The organism is Pseudomonas sp. LBUM1649 (assembly GCF_059716155.1).
The window spans coordinates 3,961,158-3,977,297 of record NZ_CP166807.1; the positions used below are offsets into that span (position 1 = coordinate 3,961,158).

14 protein-coding genes and 2 pseudogenes are annotated in these 16,140 nt (G+C 61.2%); 12 read left to right on the top strand and 4 right to left on the bottom strand.

Going from position 1 to position 16,140, the window contains the following annotated elements; all coding sequences use genetic code 11:
- Positions 1-205 precede the first annotated feature (205 nt).
- The 5 genes and pseudogenes from ACA058_RS18290 (at position 206) to ACA058_RS18310 (ending at position 5,844) form a co-directional block, all read left to right on the top strand.
- Entirely contained in the window at positions 206-2,053 is a 1,848-nt protein-coding gene (locus ACA058_RS18290; RefSeq protein WP_497639960.1) for an amidohydrolase, read from the top strand.
- Positions 2,054-2,148: 95 nt separating this feature from the next.
- Entirely contained in the window at positions 2,149-3,012 is an 864-nt protein-coding gene (locus ACA058_RS18295) for a LysR family transcriptional regulator (RefSeq protein ID WP_497635281.1), read from the top strand.
- 214 nt (positions 3,013-3,226) lie between these two features.
- Positions 3,227-3,319 (top strand): annotated as a pseudogene (locus ACA058_RS18300) (outer membrane lipoprotein carrier protein LolA); the annotation flags it as partial.
- Between the two features lie 285 nt (positions 3,320-3,604).
- On the top strand, positions 3,605-4,756 hold the full coding sequence (locus ACA058_RS18305) for a sterol desaturase/SRPBCC family protein (RefSeq protein ID WP_497635283.1): 1,152 nt from the start codon (positions 3,605-3,607) through the stop codon (positions 4,754-4,756).
- Complete coding sequence (locus ACA058_RS18310; protein ID WP_497635284.1) at positions 4,753-5,844, top strand: SMP-30/gluconolactonase/LRE family protein; 1,092 nt, start codon at positions 4,753-4,755, stop codon at positions 5,842-5,844. Before ACA058_RS18305 ends, ACA058_RS18310 begins: the two co-directional genes overlap by 4 nt.
- A 121-nt stretch (positions 5,845-5,965) precedes the next feature.
- On the opposite strand, the gene ACA058_RS18315 is transcribed toward ACA058_RS18310, so the two are convergent.
- Positions 5,966-6,208: a hypothetical protein gene (locus ACA058_RS18315; protein WP_497635286.1), complete on the bottom strand. Its 243-nt coding sequence runs from the start codon at positions 6,206-6,208 to the stop codon at positions 5,966-5,968.
- A gap of 110 nt (positions 6,209-6,318) precedes the next feature.
- Entirely contained in the window at positions 6,319-6,552 is a 234-nt protein-coding gene (locus tag ACA058_RS18320; RefSeq protein WP_497635287.1) for a DUF465 domain-containing protein, read from the bottom strand.
- Positions 6,553-6,769: 217 nt separating this feature from the next.
- Between ACA058_RS18320 and ACA058_RS18325 the strand changes: the two genes are divergently transcribed.
- Entirely contained in the window at positions 6,770-7,291 is a 522-nt protein-coding gene (locus tag ACA058_RS18325; RefSeq protein WP_497635288.1) for a DUF4142 domain-containing protein, read from the top strand.
- Positions 7,292-7,348: 57 nt separating this feature from the next.
- On the opposite strand, the gene ACA058_RS18330 is transcribed toward ACA058_RS18325, so the two are convergent.
- Positions 7,349-7,543, bottom strand: coding sequence for a hypothetical protein (locus tag ACA058_RS18330; RefSeq protein WP_497635289.1), 195 nt, complete (start codon positions 7,541-7,543; stop codon positions 7,349-7,351).
- Positions 7,544-7,832: 289 nt separating this feature from the next.
- Between ACA058_RS18330 and ACA058_RS18335 the strand changes: the two are divergent.
- The 6 genes and pseudogenes from ACA058_RS18335 to ACA058_RS18360 all read left to right on the top strand — a co-directional run bounded on the left by ACA058_RS18335 (position 7,833) and on the right by ACA058_RS18360 (position 13,256).
- A pseudogene (locus ACA058_RS18335) lies at positions 7,833-8,683 on the top strand (STAS domain-containing protein).
- Between the two features lie 4 nt (positions 8,684-8,687).
- Complete coding sequence (locus ACA058_RS18340) at positions 8,688-9,050, top strand: STAS domain-containing protein (protein WP_497635290.1); 363 nt, start codon at positions 8,688-8,690, stop codon at positions 9,048-9,050.
- Positions 9,047-9,451 (top strand): anti-sigma regulatory factor, encoded by a 405-nt coding sequence (locus ACA058_RS18345; protein ID WP_497635291.1) that lies wholly within the window; start codon positions 9,047-9,049, stop codon positions 9,449-9,451. Before ACA058_RS18340 ends, ACA058_RS18345 begins: the two co-directional genes overlap by 4 nt.
- Complete coding sequence (locus ACA058_RS18350) at positions 9,448-10,458, top strand: ATP-binding protein (RefSeq protein WP_497639961.1); 1,011 nt, start codon at positions 9,448-9,450, stop codon at positions 10,456-10,458. Before ACA058_RS18345 ends, ACA058_RS18350 begins: the two co-directional genes overlap by 4 nt.
- The gene (locus ACA058_RS18355) at positions 10,451-11,326 is read left to right on the top strand and encodes a sensor histidine kinase (RefSeq protein ID WP_497635292.1); all 876 of its coding nucleotides are present in this window, start codon (positions 10,451-10,453) and stop codon (positions 11,324-11,326) included. Before ACA058_RS18350 ends, ACA058_RS18355 begins: the two co-directional genes overlap by 8 nt.
- The gene (locus ACA058_RS18360) at positions 11,316-13,256 is read left to right on the top strand and encodes a PAS domain-containing hybrid sensor histidine kinase/response regulator (RefSeq protein WP_497635293.1); all 1,941 of its coding nucleotides are present in this window, start codon (positions 11,316-11,318) and stop codon (positions 13,254-13,256) included. Before ACA058_RS18355 ends, ACA058_RS18360 begins: the two co-directional genes overlap by 11 nt.
- A gap of 103 nt (positions 13,257-13,359) precedes the next feature.
- On the opposite strand, the gene ACA058_RS18365 is transcribed toward ACA058_RS18360, so the two are convergent.
- Positions 13,360-16,005, bottom strand: coding sequence for an excinuclease ABC subunit UvrA (locus ACA058_RS18365; RefSeq protein ID WP_497635295.1), 2,646 nt, complete (start codon positions 16,003-16,005; stop codon positions 13,360-13,362).
- Positions 16,006-16,140: the final 135 nt, after the last annotated feature.

Below are 16,140 nucleotides of genomic sequence, written 5' to 3' on the forward strand. Positions count from 1 at the left end.
CGGCTACCTGTGGATTTGCCGTCTATATTCCTTCTGGCCGCATGCGGCTGCCTTCAGCTGTTTGCCCTCAACTCACGTTGCGCAGAGCACTGACATGAGCCCACCTGAGGATTACAACGGCGTCAACCGCCGCCATGTACTGCAAGGTCTTAGCGCAGGTGCCGTCGGTGCCTGGATCAGCCCGCTGTTCGCAGGGAGTAAAACCATGCCGCAGACACCCGCCGACCTCATTCTCTACAACGGACGGCTGCACACCGTCGATCGCAAGAAACCCCAGGCCAGTGCCGTCGCGATCAAGGACGGGCGCTTCGTGGTGGTCGGCAGCGACGCCCAGGCCATGGCCCTGCAAGGCCCCGGCACGCAAGTCATCGACCTGCACGGGCGTACGGTGATTCCCGGCCTCAATGACTCACACTTGCACCTGATCCGTGGCGGCCTCAACTACAACCTCGAACTACGCTGGGAAGGCGTACCGTCGCTGGTCGATGCCTTGCGTCTGCTCAAGGACCAGGCCGACCGCACGCCAACGCCGCAGTGGGTACGGGTGGTCGGTGGCTGGAATGAATTCCAGTTCGCCGAAAAACGCCTGCCCACCCTCGACGAACTGAACAAGGCCGCGCCCGACACACCGGTGTTCGTCCTGCACCTGTACGACCGTGCGCTGCTCAATCGCGCCGCGTTGAAAGTGGTGGGTTATACCCGCGATACGCCGAACCCGCCGGGCGGCGAAATCCAGCGCGATGCCAAGGGCGATCCCACCGGCATGTTGATCGCCCGGCCCAACGCAATGATCCTCTACTCAACCCTGGCCAAGGGGCCGAAGCTGCCGCTGGAGCATCAGGTCAATTCGACCCGGCAATTCATGCGCGAACTCAATCGCCTGGGTGTCACCAGCGCGATCGACGCTGGCGGTGGCTATCAGAATTATCCGGACGACTACCAGGTCATCCAGCAGTTGGCCAGGGATCAGCAACTGACCGTGCGCATCGCCTACAACCTGTTCACCCAGAGACCCAAGGAAGAACTGACCGATTTCAAGCATTGGACCAGTACCTCACGCTACGGTCAGGGCGACGATTTCCTGCGGCACAACGGTGCCGGGGAAATGCTGGTGTTCTCGGCGGCGGACTTCGAGGACTTCCTTGAGCCGCGCCCGGACCTGCCGTCCACCCTGGAGCAAGACCTGGAACCGGTGGTACGGCACCTGGTGGAGCAACGCTGGCCGTTTCGCCTGCATGCCACCTACAACGAATCCATCACCCGCATGCTCGACGTGTTCGAGAAGGTCAACCGCGACATTCCGTTCGAGGGCTTGCCGTGGTTTTTCGACCACGCCGAAACCATCACCCCACAGAACATCGAGCGGGTCAAGGCGCTGGGTGGCGGCATCGCCATCCAGGATCGCATGGCCTTCCAGGGCGAGTACTTCGTCGACCGCTATGGCGCCAAGGCTGCCGAACACACGCCGCCGATTGCACGTATGCTGGCCGAGGGCGTACCGGTAGGCGCCGGCACGGATGCGACGCGGGTGTCGAGCTACAACCCCTGGACGTCGCTGTACTGGCTGGTCAGCGGCCGGACTGTCGGCGGCCTGGCGTTGTATCCACAGGGCTTGAGCCGTGACACCGCGTTGGAGCTGTTTACCCACGGCAGCGCCTGGTTCTCGTCCGAGCAAGGCAAGAAAGGTCAGATCAAGGTCGGGCAATTGGCGGACCTGATTGCGCTGTCCGCGGACTATTTCCATATGGAGACCGAAGGCATCAAAGGTATCGAATCGGTGCTGACCATTGTCGATGGCAAGGTTGTCTACGCCAGCGTCGAGTTCGAAAAACTTGGCCCCCCGCCCATCCCCGTGGTGCCGGAGTGGTCGCCGGTGGCCAAGGTGCCCGGCCACTGGAAGCCATCGGCACCGCTGACGGCTCAGGTTCATCAATGCGTCGGGGCTTGCGCGGTGCATGCGCACAGTCACGAACGGGCGCGCTTGTCGAATGCGCCGGTCAGTGACTTGCGCGGGTTCTGGGGGGCGTTTGGTTGTTCCTGCTTTGCGTTTTGACCTGAAGAGCAAAAGATCGTCCGAAGGCTCGGGCCGCGTTCGGACGATCTTTTGATTTGTCTTACAATGCGAGCACCTCCCGCACCGGCTGCCCCATGGACATCGATCTCGCCCGCACCTTCCTGGAAATCGTCCGCCACGGCAGCCTTGCCGCGGCCGCCGAAAAACTCCACGTCACCCAGACCGCGATCACCGCGCGGGTACAGAAGCTCGAAAGCCATCTGGGCAGCACGCTGTTCGTACGCAACCGTGCCGGAGCCCGCCTGACGCCCAATGGCGAGGCCTTCGTGATCTATGCCAATCAACTGGTGGAAACCTGGGAAGCCGCGCGCCGGGACTTGCCCTTGCCCGAGGGGTTCCACGACGTCCTGCACATCGGTGGCGAAGTCAGTCTGTGCAATCCGTTGATGCTCAGTTGGGCCGGCGTACTGCGCGACAGGATTCCCGGCCATGCGCTGCGCATGGAAATCCGCGACGGCGAAAACCTGCTGCGACAACTGGAGCTTGGGGTGCTCGATGCGGCGCTGGTCTATCAGCCCGAGTACTGGCCGCGCCTGCAAGTCGAACAGATCCTCGAAGAAAAACTCATCCTCGTCCGCCACCCCGAACGCCCCGAACCCTACGTGTACATCGACTGGGGCCAGCACTTCCGGCGTCAGCACGACGCCGCCCTGCCGGAAAAAGCCAAGGCGGCGCTCAGTTTCAACCTTGGCCCCCTGGGTTTGCAGTACATCCTCGAACACGGTGGCAGCGGCTACTTCCGTACCCGGGTGGTCCAGAGCTACCTGGAAAACGGCATGCTGGAGCCCGTACCCAAGGCCCCGGAATTCAGTTACCCGACCTATCTGGTCTACTCCCGAGACCGCGACTCGGTGGTGCTGCAACGGGCCTTCGATCTGCTGCGCGAGGTGATCAAGAGCGATGACGACTGGTCACAACGCTGGAACCCGCTGAGCTGAATCCGTTTTACGAAATGCGCATAGCTCCCGATAAGGCCGGCCGGTAGGCCGCCTCGCGTTTGCTTTGGCGTTTGATCTTGCTTTGGCTCTTGATTTTCTTGCCACCTCGAGAGGCTTCGTTCCGGTTCTGCGCAGTGGGCAAACCGGCATGGATGCCGGTTTAGCCGCGCTGGGCCAAGGATGGCCCATCGCGGCGGGCCCTGTAGGAGCGAGCATGCTCGCGATGGTCGTCAACGATGACGCTGGGCACCAGACACCCCACGGTGCTCTCAGGTTCATCGCGAGCAGGCTCGCTCCTACAGGCTTTTCCAAGTGACTCGCTGTAAAAGCGAAACCATAGGTGGCCGTTACCGCAGGAATGGATATGTACACCTGAAAGAACATGTTCGGCTGTCAGGCCGCCATCGCTGCGATGCGGCGACCCGACAAGCCAGCTCCCACAGGGTTTTGTACCCGCCGTGAGGGTGGAACTAATCAGCAGCCGTTACCGCAGCAATGGATATACACACCACCAAAAATCCTGGTCGGCTGCCAACCAAATCGCCGGGATCGACTAATCTGCTGGAGATAACAATAACGACAGGTGATTGCAGTGAGGCAGACCACCGAAGCATTCCGCGCCCGTTACCGTCGCGACATTCATCCCCGCTATAACCCTTGGCTGCATGGCGCCTTCGTGCTGGTGTTCGGCCTGGTGGCGATCGGCGTTTTCTGGAGTACCGTGCACCAGGTACAGCCCCTTGAATGGCTGGCGGTACCGGTGGCCTTGTTGTTCTTCAACTTCGTTGTGTACATGGTGCATCGGCACCTTGGCCATCACAAAAAAAGCTTCGCGCGGATGTTCTATGCCCGCCATGCCGGCGACCATCACAGCTTTTTCGCCCCCGGCAACATGACCTACGACAGCGCTCGCGACTGGCGGGTGATCCTGTTCCCGGCCTGGTTGATCGTGTTGCACACGCTGCTGATCACCCTGCCCCTGTGGTGGCTGCTCAAGCCCTTGGACGCCAACGTCGCCGGCCTGGTCGGCGGCTGCCTGGTCCTGGGGTATCTGACCTATGAAGTGTTCCATGCCTGCGAGCATCTGCCGCCGCAAAACCGCGTCACGCGCCTGCCATGGATCCGCCAGATGCGTCGCCTGCATGAAGTGCATCACCGCCGCGAGATGATGCAGCAACGCAATTTCAACATCGTTTTTCCGTTGATGGATTACCTGTTCGGCACCCTCTACTGGGAACCGGAACCGGAACCGGCCATCGAGCACCTGAAGAGAACGCCCATGACCCGCATGCAGCATCAGATCGACATCGCCGGTAATCCCGTTGCCGTGCTCGCCTATGCCAGCACCGTGACCCGCTGGCCGCAATGGCATCCATCGTCCCTGCGGATCAACGGCCAAAATGGACCTTTGCATGCTGGCGCGCGGTTCGAGGAGGACATCCGCGCCGGTGGGCGTGACGGACACTTGAGTTGGGTAGTCGATGAGTATCTGCCTGGACGCCGCTGGATTGCCCGGGCCCATGGCGATAATGGCCTGTCATTGCTGCTGACTTACGAATGCGCGGCCGAGGGCGATGGCACGCGGTTTGTGCGCACGCTGGAATACCGGTTCAGCGGCTTGGCGATGCGAATGGCCAACCAATTGCTGCTCAAGCGGCGGATCGATCGCGAGTCGGCGGCGTCGATGCTGGCGCTTCGCGATACCGCAGAAAAATACCTGGCGCAGTCAGGAGTCCGTGCGTGAGCCGACCGATCAGGTTTCACCATGGGGTATTGCTGCTGATCGTTGCCCTCGGCGCCTTCCTGCTATTGATGCCGACCAAGGTCGACCCCGTGGCCTGGACGCCGCAACCGGCGCCGTCTCTCAGCAGCGGCCTGTATGCGGACAATCAGCGCCTCAAGGGCGTGGCACGCGTCGGCGCCGCGGACATCGACGGCCCCGAAGCGCTGCTCATGGAAAATAATGCACTGATCACCGGGTTGCATGATGGCAGGGTCATCCGCACCAGCCTGGACGGCCAGGACACCAAGGTATTGACCGATACCGGCGGCCGGCCCCTGGGGTTGGCCCGCCACCCCAATGGCTTGCTGGTGATCGCCGACGCCGCCAAGGGCTTGTTGTCCCTGGACGCCCAAGGTCGCCTGGTGGCCTTGACCACCAGCGCCAACGGCGTGCCGTTGGGTTTCACCGACGACGTAGCCATCGATAAACCCGGGCACTACGCCTACTTCAGCGACGCCTCCAGCCGTTTCGGCTACGGCAAGGATGGCGAGGCAATCATCGAGCATGGCGGCGACGGACGCTTGCTGCGTTATGACTTCCAAACCGGCAAGACCACGATGCTGCTGGATAAGCTGGAGTTTGCCAATGGCGTCACCCTGGGTCCGGACGATGCCTTTGTGCTGGTCAACGAAACCGGCGCGTATCGCATCAGTCGCTACTGGCTGAGCGGGCCGAAAGCCGGCACCCATGACCTGTTCATCGACAACCTGCCGGGGTTGCCAGACAATCTGGCCTTCAACGGCCGCGACCGTTTCTGGGTGGCGCTGTATGCGCCGCGCAACGCCTTGCTCGACAAAACCGCAGCACACCCTTTCGTGCGCAAGATGATCGCGCGAGCGATGATCGTTCTACCCAAGCCGGTGGAAAAACGCGCCTTTGTGCTGGGCCTGGACCTTGAGGGCAAGGTGATCGCCAACCTGCAGGACGGCAGCAGCGGCAATTATTCGCCGATCACCACCGTGCGTGAGTATGGGGACTGGTTGTATTTCGGCTCGTTGAAAGCGAAAAACATGGCGCGATTGCCGCTAAGTACGGCGTTGCAGAATTAACGCAGATCAAACTGTGGGAGCGAGCCTGCTCGCGATAGCGGAGTGTCAGGCACCAGCAATGGCGACTGATACGCCGCCTTCGCGAGCAGGCTCGCTCCCACAGGGATTTGGGAACATCGCATTACCGCGAATCGAGCTCGCCATCGCGATGTGCTTTATCGGTTTCTTCACGCACCCGCTCAGGATCGATGTCAGTACCGTCATCCTGATCCATGGGGATGGCACCTTCGTTGTTCGGCAGCTCATCAATGCCCGGCTCATCCTCCGGATTGACGGCAGTGCGTCCGGGACTCAAGGGTTCGGGATGGGTGGGAATTGGGTCGTAGCCACCCTGCTCTTCGCTGGGAAATTTTGGATCAGACATGAGGCACCTCGCATGTAGCCGCGTCATCGGGCTCTGAACATTCGAGGTGCCGGTTAATATCGCCGTTCCAATTATTCAGCCACCGATGGTCGGTGGCTCATCACGGTGCATCAGGACGACGCCTGGAGTTGCCTGACGATCTTGTCCTTGACCTCCAGGCGCTTCGCCTTGAGCTTTGTCACCGCGTCATCGCTGGACTTGGCTTGCTCCGCCTTCACCACTTCGGCATCCGCCAGCGAGTATTTGTTGATCAGTGAATCCAGTAACGGATCCTTGGTGCGTTTCTGCTGGATTTCTTCCTTTGTGCAACTCAAATCCTGAAAAAGGTCGTGTGGCACCGGCATGGAACACCTCCGTTTGTTAATCGGTAGCAAACGCGACTGATTGCGTTCGCCAAGTATCAGAATGGCCTTGGTTGGCCGGTTCTGTCGACCATCTGTCAGACCAGCGGTGCCCGTTCGTCGTCCTGTCGCAAATGCGATAAAACCTTTGCCCCGGCCGCGACCTCCACAGCATAACGATCAATTCGATCGCCCATGAAAACTGTGTGGAGAAGAACCAATGGACGGATTTAACCTGCGCCATCTCACTCTGGCCGTCGCCTTGAGCACCAGCATGGGCGCGGCCTTCGCGGCAACCGACAATGATTTTGTCGACAAGGCAGCCGCCGGCGGCATTGCCGAGATCGAGACCAGCCGACTGGCGCTGGAAAAAAGCCAATCGGCAGACGTGAAGGCATTCGCCAACATGATGATCACCGACCATTCCAAGGCTAACGATGAACTCGCGGCCATCGCGAAAAAAAATGATATTGAAATGCCGGACAACACGACACTGGTCAAACAGGCCAAGGAACAGATCCTCGATATGCGTGACGAGTCTTTCGATGCGGCCTATGCCAACAACCAGGTCAAGGCTCACGAAGACACCATCGAGCTGTTCAAGAAACAAGCCAACACTGTGACCGACGACAGGACCAAAGGCGCAACAGCGCTCAAGGGCTTTGCGCAAAAAATGTTGCCGGGGCTGGAAAAACACCTGGATATGGCGAAAAAGCTCCAGGCCGCCCATCCGGACAAATAGTCCTGATCAAACAAAAAGACCGCATCAATGGATGCGGTCTTTTTATTCGCGCCAGGCCTAGCCGCCGTCGGTGTCAATGTCGGCGTCCGTGTCATCGCCAGGCTTGGGCCGATCGAGATCGGGTTTGAAGCCCGGACTGAACTCGTTGTCGTTGTCGTTGTCGCTGTGTACATTTTTCTGATCAACCGCTTTGTCGGCACTTTCCGGCTCTGCGGTCTTGGCGTTTTCGTCTAGTCCATTTTCATCTTTCATAGGCACCTCGGTTGTTACTGCGCGGCCGAAACAGTCGGGTCATAACAGTTCGAAGCCTCAAAGCAGGCAACGTTCCCTTCGCTTCTGTAGGAGAAGCGCGCAGCCTGCGATCTTTTGATTTTTTTTTGGTGAAAAAAGATCGCAGGCTGCGCCAGCTCCTACAGTCCATGTACAGCGAATGAAAATTCCTGTCGAACGCCGATCAACTATTTCATGCGGCAAATGTCACTGCTCTTGGACCGATCATTTTTTCGGCAAGCCAACACCCACCAGCAAGGAGCCAAACCTCATGGCGGCACTGCAATCCAGCACGCTCGATGCGATGAAAAAAAACCAGTCAAAATTGCTTGCCGAATGGACCCACGGCCTCGAAGCCAGCGGTGCGGCGCGTAACCTCAAGGAGCAGGATCTCAAGCTACAGACGGCAGAGTTCCTGCAATTGATCGTCTCCGGACTGGAAAACGGCAACGGCCAGAACATTACGACTCCCGGCTGGGAAGAAATTCGCCAGTTCCTCGAAAAACTCTCCCACAGCCGCGCCCAGCTTGGCCAGGATTCGCACCAGACTGCCAGCTTCGTCTTTTCGCTGAAGGGCCCGCTGTTTGCGCTGCTGCAAAATCATTATCAGGACAGCCCGGCACTCCTGGCCGAACAACTGTGGGAAATCTCCGAGCTGCTCGATGCTTTGGGCATGCACATCATCCGCACGTTCCAGAAATCCCGCGAGGCGGTGATCAAGCGCCAGCAGGAAGAACTGCTGGAGCTGTCGACCCCGGTAGTCAAGCTCTGGGACGGCGTCCTGGCCCTGCCGATGATCGGCACGCTGGACTCGCAACGTACCCAGGTGGTGATGGAATCGTTGCTGCAGCGGATCGTCGACACCGGCTCCGAAATCGCCATCATCGACATCACGGGCGTACCGACCGTCGATACCCTGGTGGCCCAGCACCTGCTCAAGACTGTCACCGCGATTCGCCTGATGGGTGCCGATGCATCATCAGCGGTGTTCGCCCGCAGATCGCCCAGACCATCGTGCACCTGGGGCTGGACCTGCAAGGCGTGGTCACCAAGGCCAACCTGGCCGATGCCCTGAAACTGGCCCTGACCCGTTTGGGACTGACCGTCAGCAAGGCGGGTTGAGCCGATGGAACGCATTCCGATCTTGCAAATGGGCGACTTCCTGCTGGTGACCATCCAGGTGGACATGCATGACCAGCTTGCGCTGACGCTGCAAGACGACTTGTCCGAGCGCATCAGCAGGACATCCGCACGCGGCGTTTTGATCGATATCTCTGCCCTGGACATGGTGGACTCATTCATCGGCCGGATGATCGGGACCATTTCGGGACTATCGAAAATCATGGATGCCCAGACCGTGCTGGTCGGCATGCAGCCTGCGGTGGCCATCACCCTGGTGGAGCTTGGCCTGACCCTGCCCGGCGTCAGTACCGCGCTCAATGTCGAGCGCGGAATGAAACTGCTTCAGGAACGAGTACGCAACCAATGACTGTGCGCAGCAGCGGCACTCATCCGATTCACATCGAGCAGGACGTCGTCCTGGCCCGCCAACTGGCGCGCAAACTCGCCCAGGAGTGCGGCATGCGCCTGATCGACCTGACCAAGCTGGTGACCGCGGTCAGCGAGCTGGCGCGCAACACCATGGTCTACGGCGGTGGCGGCGACATGGACTGGCAAATCCTCGATGAAAACCCGCGCACGGGCCTGCGCCTGGTCTTCCGTGACGAAGGGCCGGGTATCCCCGACGTCAAACTGGCAATGACCGATGGCTGGACATCCGGGTCCGGCCTGGGCCTCGGCCTGACCGGTGCCAAGCGCCTGGTCAATGAATTCGAACTCGACACTGCGCCGGGAAAGGGTACTCGCGTAACGATTACCCGATGGACATGAACATTGGCGGTTCGATGACACAAGTGCTGGTCATCGAAGACAACAGCCAGATCGGTCATGCTCGCCGCACCGCGCAGAAACTCGCGGAGCAATACGGCTTTGACACCACGGATGCGGGACGAGTAGCGCTGGTCGCCACCGAACTTGCCAGTAACATTCTCAAACACGCCGGCCGTGGCGAATTGCACCTGAGGGTCTTGCCCCGTGCGAGTGGCGCCGGCATCGAGATGCTCGCCATCGACCGCGCACATGGCTTTGATGTACAGGCATGCCTGGCCGACGGCTTTTCCACCGGCGGCACCCAGGGCATCGGCTTGGGCGCTGTGTCACGGCAGACCGAGGTGTTCGATGTCTATGCCGATTCACGGGGCGCCGTTCTACTCACAAGGTTATACCCCAGAACGGACAAGGCCCCGGACCGCCGCATCGGCGTCAGCCAGCATTCGTTGCACAACGATCCCGCCTGCGGCGATACCTGGCACCTGGCGCTTGACGGGCAACGCATCAGCGCCCTGGTGATCGATGGCCTGGGCCATGGTGAAGAGGCCGAACGCGCTGCCCGCTCCGGCGAGAAAGCCTACGCGTTGCTGCCTTTCGCCTCACCACTGCGGGTGCTGGAAGACATTCATCACGCCATGACCGGCACCCGTGGCGGTGCGGTGGCCATTGCCCAGTTCGACGCTGGCAGCGACGCGTTGAAATTTGTCGGCATCGGCAACATCGGCGCCTGTCTGGTCGCACCGGACAAGTCCCGCGGCCTGGCCTCCCACCCCGGCATCGTCGGTGGGCAGTTTCGAAAGGCGCAGCCCTTTGACTATGCTCAGGTAAGCGGACAACTGCTGATCATGTACAGCGATGGCCTGCAGTCGCGCTGGAACCTTACGGATTACCCCGGCCTGGTGCACCGCCATCCCGCCGTGATTGCCGCCATTCTGCACCGCGATTTCTGTCGTGGAAGCGACGACGTCACGGTGTTGGTCATTGCTCTGGAGGCAGACCATGGCTGAATTACCCATGAGTCATATGGACGAACAAGCCGCGCTGATTGCACGGCTGCAAAGTGAAACCAACGCCCTGCGTGAAGAGCTGGATGAAACCAACCAGGGCGTTTTGGCGCTGTACGCCGAACTCGACACCCAGGCCGAACAGCTGCGCCAGGCCTCGGACCTCAAAAGCCGCTTCCTGTCCTACATGAGCCATGAGTTTCGCACGCCATTGGGCTCGATCCTGAGCATCGCCAGCCTGCTGACAGATGAACTCGACGGGCCACTGAGCAGCGAGCAGCACAAGCAGGTGGCCTTCGTCAGCAATGCCGCGCGGGAGCTGAGCGACATGGTCGACGACCTGCTCGACCTGGCGAAAATCGAAGCCGGGCGTATCACCATTTCACCGGCCTGGTTCGACATGTTCGACCTGTTCGCGGCCCTGCGCGGCATGTTTCGCCCGATTGTCGATACCAGCGCCGTGGACCTGATCTTCGAGGAGCCAATAGGCCTGCCCCGGTTGTACACCGACGACAAGAAACTCGCGCAGATCCTGCGCAATTTCATTTCCAATTCATTGAAGTTCACCACCCGGGGGGAAGTCCGGGTCTCGGCGCAACTGGAAAACCGCGACTACGTGCGTTTTGCCGTCAGCGATACCGGAATAGGTATCGCTCAGGAGCTACATGGCGCATTGTTCGAAGACTTCTCCCAAGTCGACTCCCCGCTGCAAAAACGCCTGCGTGGAACCGGGCTCGGGCTGTCGCTGTGCAAACGCTTCGCGCTGCTGCTGGGCGGCGAAGTCGGGGTACAGAGCACGCCGGGCGTGGGCTCGACCTTTTTCGTGATCATCCCGCTGGCCATCGCCATGGAGCCTGCCGATGAAACGTGACCTGCGCTTGCTGATCGTCGATGACAACGTTGCCACGCGCTACGCCTTGCGGCGGCGCCTGGAACGCCACGGCTATGAAGTGCTGGAGTCCGGCACCGGCAGTGAAGGCCTGGAATTGATCGCCAGCGTGGCGATCGACGCCTTGATCCTCGACGTCAACCTGCCGGACATGAGTGGCTTCGACATCGTGCGCAAACTGCGATCGGACCCTGCTACCGCGCTGCTCCCGGTGATTCATGTGTCCGCGGCGTCGATCCAGACCGGCGACATCATCACCGGTCTCGACGCCGGTGCCGACGCTTACCTGATCCACCCGGTGGACCCGGACGTACTGCTGGCGACTTTGCGCACCTTGCTGCGGGTGCGTGAAACCGAGAATGCCCTGCGTGAAAGCGAAGCGCGCTTTCGCGAGATTTTCGTCAATGTGTCGGCACCCATCGCCGTGCTGGATGCAGAACTCAAAGTCCACGAATGCAACCATGCCTTCGCCCAACTGATTCAGGACAACCGCAACCCGGATACCCTGCGCCAGTGTTTCGCCGACGACCAGTGCGCCGTGATCGAGGAACTGCGCCTGCGCCTGGCCTATGGCGAGCGCTGGAAAGGCACCTTGAGCATGCGGGTGCAGGGTGAAGTTCGCGAAACCGAGTGGCAGATTTCACCTTACCGCACACCGGCATTGAGCCTGGTGTTCGTCGAGGATGTCACCGAACACCGTCACCGCGAACGCTCGCACCTGGCGCGCCTGGACGATGCCACGACCCAACTGGCCAATGAAGTCGCCGAACGCGCGCGCACCGAAGCCCAGCTGTTGCAGGTGCAGAAAATGGACGCCCTGGGCAAGCTGACCGGAGGAATTGCCCACGATTTCAACAACCTGCTCACCGGCATCATCACCAGCCTGGAACTGATCCAGAAGCGCGTTGCCGAGTCCCGCACCGACAAGGTGGCCTTCTATGCCGAAGCGGCGTTGAACTCGGCCATGAGTGCCGCCTCCCTGACCCATCGCCTGCTCGCGTTCGCCCGTCAGCAGCCACTCGATACCCGGCCCGTGGACATCAACGAGCACATCCGTTCCCTCGAGGAACTGCTGGTGCGCACCATTGGCGAACGCATTGCCCTCAGGCTTGAACTGACGAGCAAACCCGCCATTGCGCTGGTCGATCCGATCCAACTGGAAAGCGCCGTGCTCAATCTGGTGATCAACGCACGCGATGCCCTGCCCCAGGGTGGCAATATCTGGGTCAACACCTATGCCGCCTATTCCCACGGTGACCCCAACCTGGCCGATGGCGCCTATGTCGCCCTGTCGGTGCGCGACGACGGTACCGGTATCGAACACAACGTGATCGACAAGGTGTTCGACCCGTTTTTCACCACCAAACCCTTGGGCCAGGGCACCGGGCTCGGGTTGTCGACCATCTACGGTTTTGCCCGCCAGTCAGGTGGCGATGCGCACATCCGCAGCGTGGCGCGACGCGGTACCGAAGTCACCATCATGTTGCCGGCCAGCGCCCACCCCACCGCTGGCGCAATCGAATCGACGACACCCGCCCAGGGTGGCGGCGAACACGTGCTGATCGTCGAAGACACGCCGTCAGTGCGCATGTTCGTGGCCGAAGTGCTGGTGGATGCCGGCTACCGTTGCACCCAGGCGGGCGACATCGAAGGCGCCCTCGAACGCCTGCAGAACGACGAATCCATCGACCTGTTGCTGACCGATGTGGGTCTGCCGCGCATGAGCGGCCGCGAACTTGCCGATATCGCCCGGGGCTGGCGCGATCATCTGCCGATCCTGTTCATGACCGGCTACGCCGAAACCGCGATCAACCGCCAGGTGTTTCTCGGCGAAGGCATGGAGATACTGATCAAGCCGTTCCAGATCAATGAGCTGCTGGACAAGGTTCGGCGCACCCTCAAGGGCGCCTGATAGATTCGCGAGCAGGCTCGCTCCCACAGGGGAATTGTGAACGCCACAGATCCCCTGTGGGAGCGAGCCTGCTCGCGAAGAGGCCAGCAGTCTCACCAACCATTCAAAGCGTATTAAGGACCCTGGCGAGGAACGGCGCCGTCCGGCTCTTTTTACTTTTCGCGACTTTCTGCGGCTCACCCGCGACAACAACCTTGCCACCCTGATCCCCCGCTCCCGGGCCGATATCGATCACCCAGTCACTCTGCGCCACCACACGCATTTCATGTTCGACGACGATCACCGTGTGCCCTGCCGTCACCAGGTTGTTCAACTGCTTCAGCAAGCGATCGACGTCACGCGGGTGCAGGCCCGTCGTGGGTTCGTCGAGCACGTAGAGCGTCGCCCCGCGCTGGTTGCGTTGCAGTTCGGTGGCCAGCTTAATGCGCTGGGCTTCACCACCGGACAGCTCGGTCGCCGGTTGGCCGAGGCGCAAGTAACCCAGGCCGATATCGCGCAGCACCTCCAGAGAACGGCGCACCGCCGCTTGTTCGGCGAACACCTCCACGGCCTGATCCACGGTCAGTTGCAGCACCTGGGCGATGGTCCGGCCTTGCCAGGTGATCGCCAGCGTCTCGGGGTTGTAGCGCGCGCCGTGGCAGGTCGGGCATGGCGCGTAGACGCTGGGCATGAACAACAATTCGACGCTGACAAAACCTTCACCTTCACAGGTCGGGCAGCGGCCTTTGGCGACATTGAAGGAAAACTGCCCGGCGTCATACCCCGCCGCCTGCGCTTCGGGCGTTGCGGCGTATAGCTTGCGCACATTGTCGAACAGCCCGGTGTAGGTCGCGAGGTTGGAGCGCGGTGTACGGCCAATGGGCTTCTGATCGACCTGCACCAGCCGCTTGATCGAGACCAACCCCGCCGTGACCTGCCCGCCACTGACGGTCGGTGCTTCATCTTCCAGGCTCAGCTCCTGCGCTTCACTATTGGCACCCGGGCGCCCGAGATGCGCGCCGACCAGTTCCAGCAACGCCTGGCTGACCAGGCTGGATTTACCCGAACCCGACACACCGGTCACCGCCGTGAAACAGCCCAACGGAAACTCGACGCTGAGGTTGTCCAGATTGTTGCGCGTGACGCCTTCCAGGCGCAGCCAGTCTTGAGTCTTGCGCGGGCGGCGGGGTTGGCTGACGTGTTCGGCGAACAGGTAGGCGCGGGTCTGCGAATCCGTCACCTTTGCAAGCCCCGCCGGTGCACCGCTGTACAGCACCCGACCGCCATGCTCGCCCGCCGCCGGGCCGACATCGATCAACCAGTCGGCGCGGCGCATGGTTTCCAGGTCGTGCTCGACCACGAACAAGGTATTGCCCGCCGCTTTCAAGCGTTGCAGGGCTTCGAACAGCGCTTCACCATCGGCCGGGTGCAAACCGGCCGAGGGTTCGTCGAGCACATAGATCACGCCGAACAACTGCGAGCCCAGTTGCGTCGCCAGGCGCAGGCGTTGCAACTCGCCGGACGACAGCGTCGGCGTACTGCGCTCCAGGGCCAGGTAACCGAGGCCCAGGTCGGTCAAGGTGCTGACCCGCTCCAGCATGTCCTGGGCAATGCGTTGCGCGGCGAGGCGTTTTTCCACCGAGAGATTCGGCGTGTGGCGCACATCGGGGGCGTTGGCGTGGCCACTGGCGCCGTGGGCCACGCGCTGTTCACGGGCCTGGCGGGTCTGCAGGTGGGTCAATACCTCACCCGCCTCATCGCGCTCTTCACCTTCTTCCAAATAGTGTCGGGCCGCCACCGGCTTGAGGACTTCGGCGACTTGCAGCAATGGCATCTGCGACAGTTCGCCGATGTCGTAGCCGGCGAAGGTCACCGACAATGCTTCGTGCTTGAGGCGCTTGCCGTCGCACAACGGGCAAGGGCTGCCGAGCATGAAGCGCGAGACGCGCTTCTTCATCAGCGCACTTTGCGAATGGGTGAAGGTGTGCAGGATATAGCGCCGTGCGCCGCTGAAGGTGCCCTGGTAACTCGGTTCCATCTTGCGCTTGAGGGCAACCCGGGTTTCTTGCGGTGTGAGCCCGGCGTAGACCGGGACCGTCGGGGTTTCTTCGGTGAAAAGAATCCAGTCACGCTGCTTTTTCGGCAGGTCACGCCAGGGCACATCGACGTCATAGCCCAGGGTCACAAGGATGTCCCGCAGATTCTGGCCTTGCCAGGCCATGGGCCAGGAGGCGACGGCACGCTGGCGAATGGTCAGGCTCGGGTCCGGAACCATGAGCGCTTCGGTGACCTCGTACACCCGGCCCAAGCCATGGCATTGCGGGCACGCGCCCTGGGGGGTGTTCGGGGAAAAGTCTTCGGCGTAGAGCATCGGCTGCCCCGCCGGGTAACTGCCGGCGCGGGAATACAGCATGCGGATCAGGCTCGACAAGGTCGTCACGCTGCCCACCGAGGAACGCGTGCTCGGCGTGCCCCGTTGTTGCTGCAAGGCCACCGCTGGCGGCAAGCCCTCGATGGAATCGACATCCGGCACGCCCACCTGATCGATCAGGCGCCGCGCATAAGGCGCCACGGATTCGAAATAGCGGCGCTGTGCTTCGGCGTACAGGGTCGAAAACGCCAGCGACGACTTTCCGGAACCGGACACCCCGGTGAACACCACCAAGGCATCGCGGGGAATGTCGACATCGATGTTCTTGAGGTTGTGCTCCCGGGCGCCGCGCACCCTGACCATGCCTGAGGGAGGGTTGGAGGTGCGCGTTGAAGTCATGAGCAGCCTTTAATGGAAGGTTCAATGGAGTGACGCGATGCTGGCAAATGTACTCGAACCCGTAGGAGCAAAGCTTGCTCGCGATAGCGGTGTGTCAGGCAGTACGCTATCGCGAGCAAGCTTTGCTCCTACAGG

Excerpts from the sequence above, each read along its gene's own strand:
- ACA058_RS18290 (WP_497639960.1), top strand. The coding sequence starts at position 206 with ATGCCGCAGACACCCGCCGACCTCATTCTCTACAACGGACGGCTGCAC.
- ACA058_RS18295 (WP_497635281.1), top strand. The coding sequence starts at position 2,149 with ATGGACATCGATCTCGCCCGCACCTTCCTGGAAATCGTCCGCCACGGC.
- ACA058_RS18315 (WP_497635286.1), bottom strand. The coding sequence starts at position 6,208 with ATGTCTGATCCAAAATTTCCCAGCGAAGAGCAGGGTGGCTACGACCCA.
- ACA058_RS18320 (WP_497635287.1), bottom strand. The coding sequence starts at position 6,552 with ATGCCGGTGCCACACGACCTTTTTCAGGATTTGAGTTGCACAAAGGAA.
- ACA058_RS18325 (WP_497635288.1), top strand. The coding sequence starts at position 6,770 with ATGGACGGATTTAACCTGCGCCATCTCACTCTGGCCGTCGCCTTGAGC.
- ACA058_RS18330 (WP_497635289.1), bottom strand. The coding sequence starts at position 7,543 with ATGAAAGATGAAAATGGACTAGACGAAAACGCCAAGACCGCAGAGCCG.
- ACA058_RS18340 (WP_497635290.1), top strand. The coding sequence starts at position 8,688 with ATGGAACGCATTCCGATCTTGCAAATGGGCGACTTCCTGCTGGTGACC.
- ACA058_RS18345 (WP_497635291.1), top strand. The coding sequence starts at position 9,047 with ATGACTGTGCGCAGCAGCGGCACTCATCCGATTCACATCGAGCAGGAC.
- ACA058_RS18350 (WP_497639961.1), top strand. The coding sequence starts at position 9,448 with ATGAACATTGGCGGTTCGATGACACAAGTGCTGGTCATCGAAGACAAC.
- ACA058_RS18355 (WP_497635292.1), top strand. The coding sequence starts at position 10,451 with ATGGCTGAATTACCCATGAGTCATATGGACGAACAAGCCGCGCTGATT.
- ACA058_RS18360 (WP_497635293.1), top strand. The coding sequence starts at position 11,316 with ATGAAACGTGACCTGCGCTTGCTGATCGTCGATGACAACGTTGCCACG.
- ACA058_RS18365 (WP_497635295.1), bottom strand. The coding sequence starts at position 16,005 with ATGACTTCAACGCGCACCTCCAACCCTCCCTCAGGCATGGTCAGGGTG.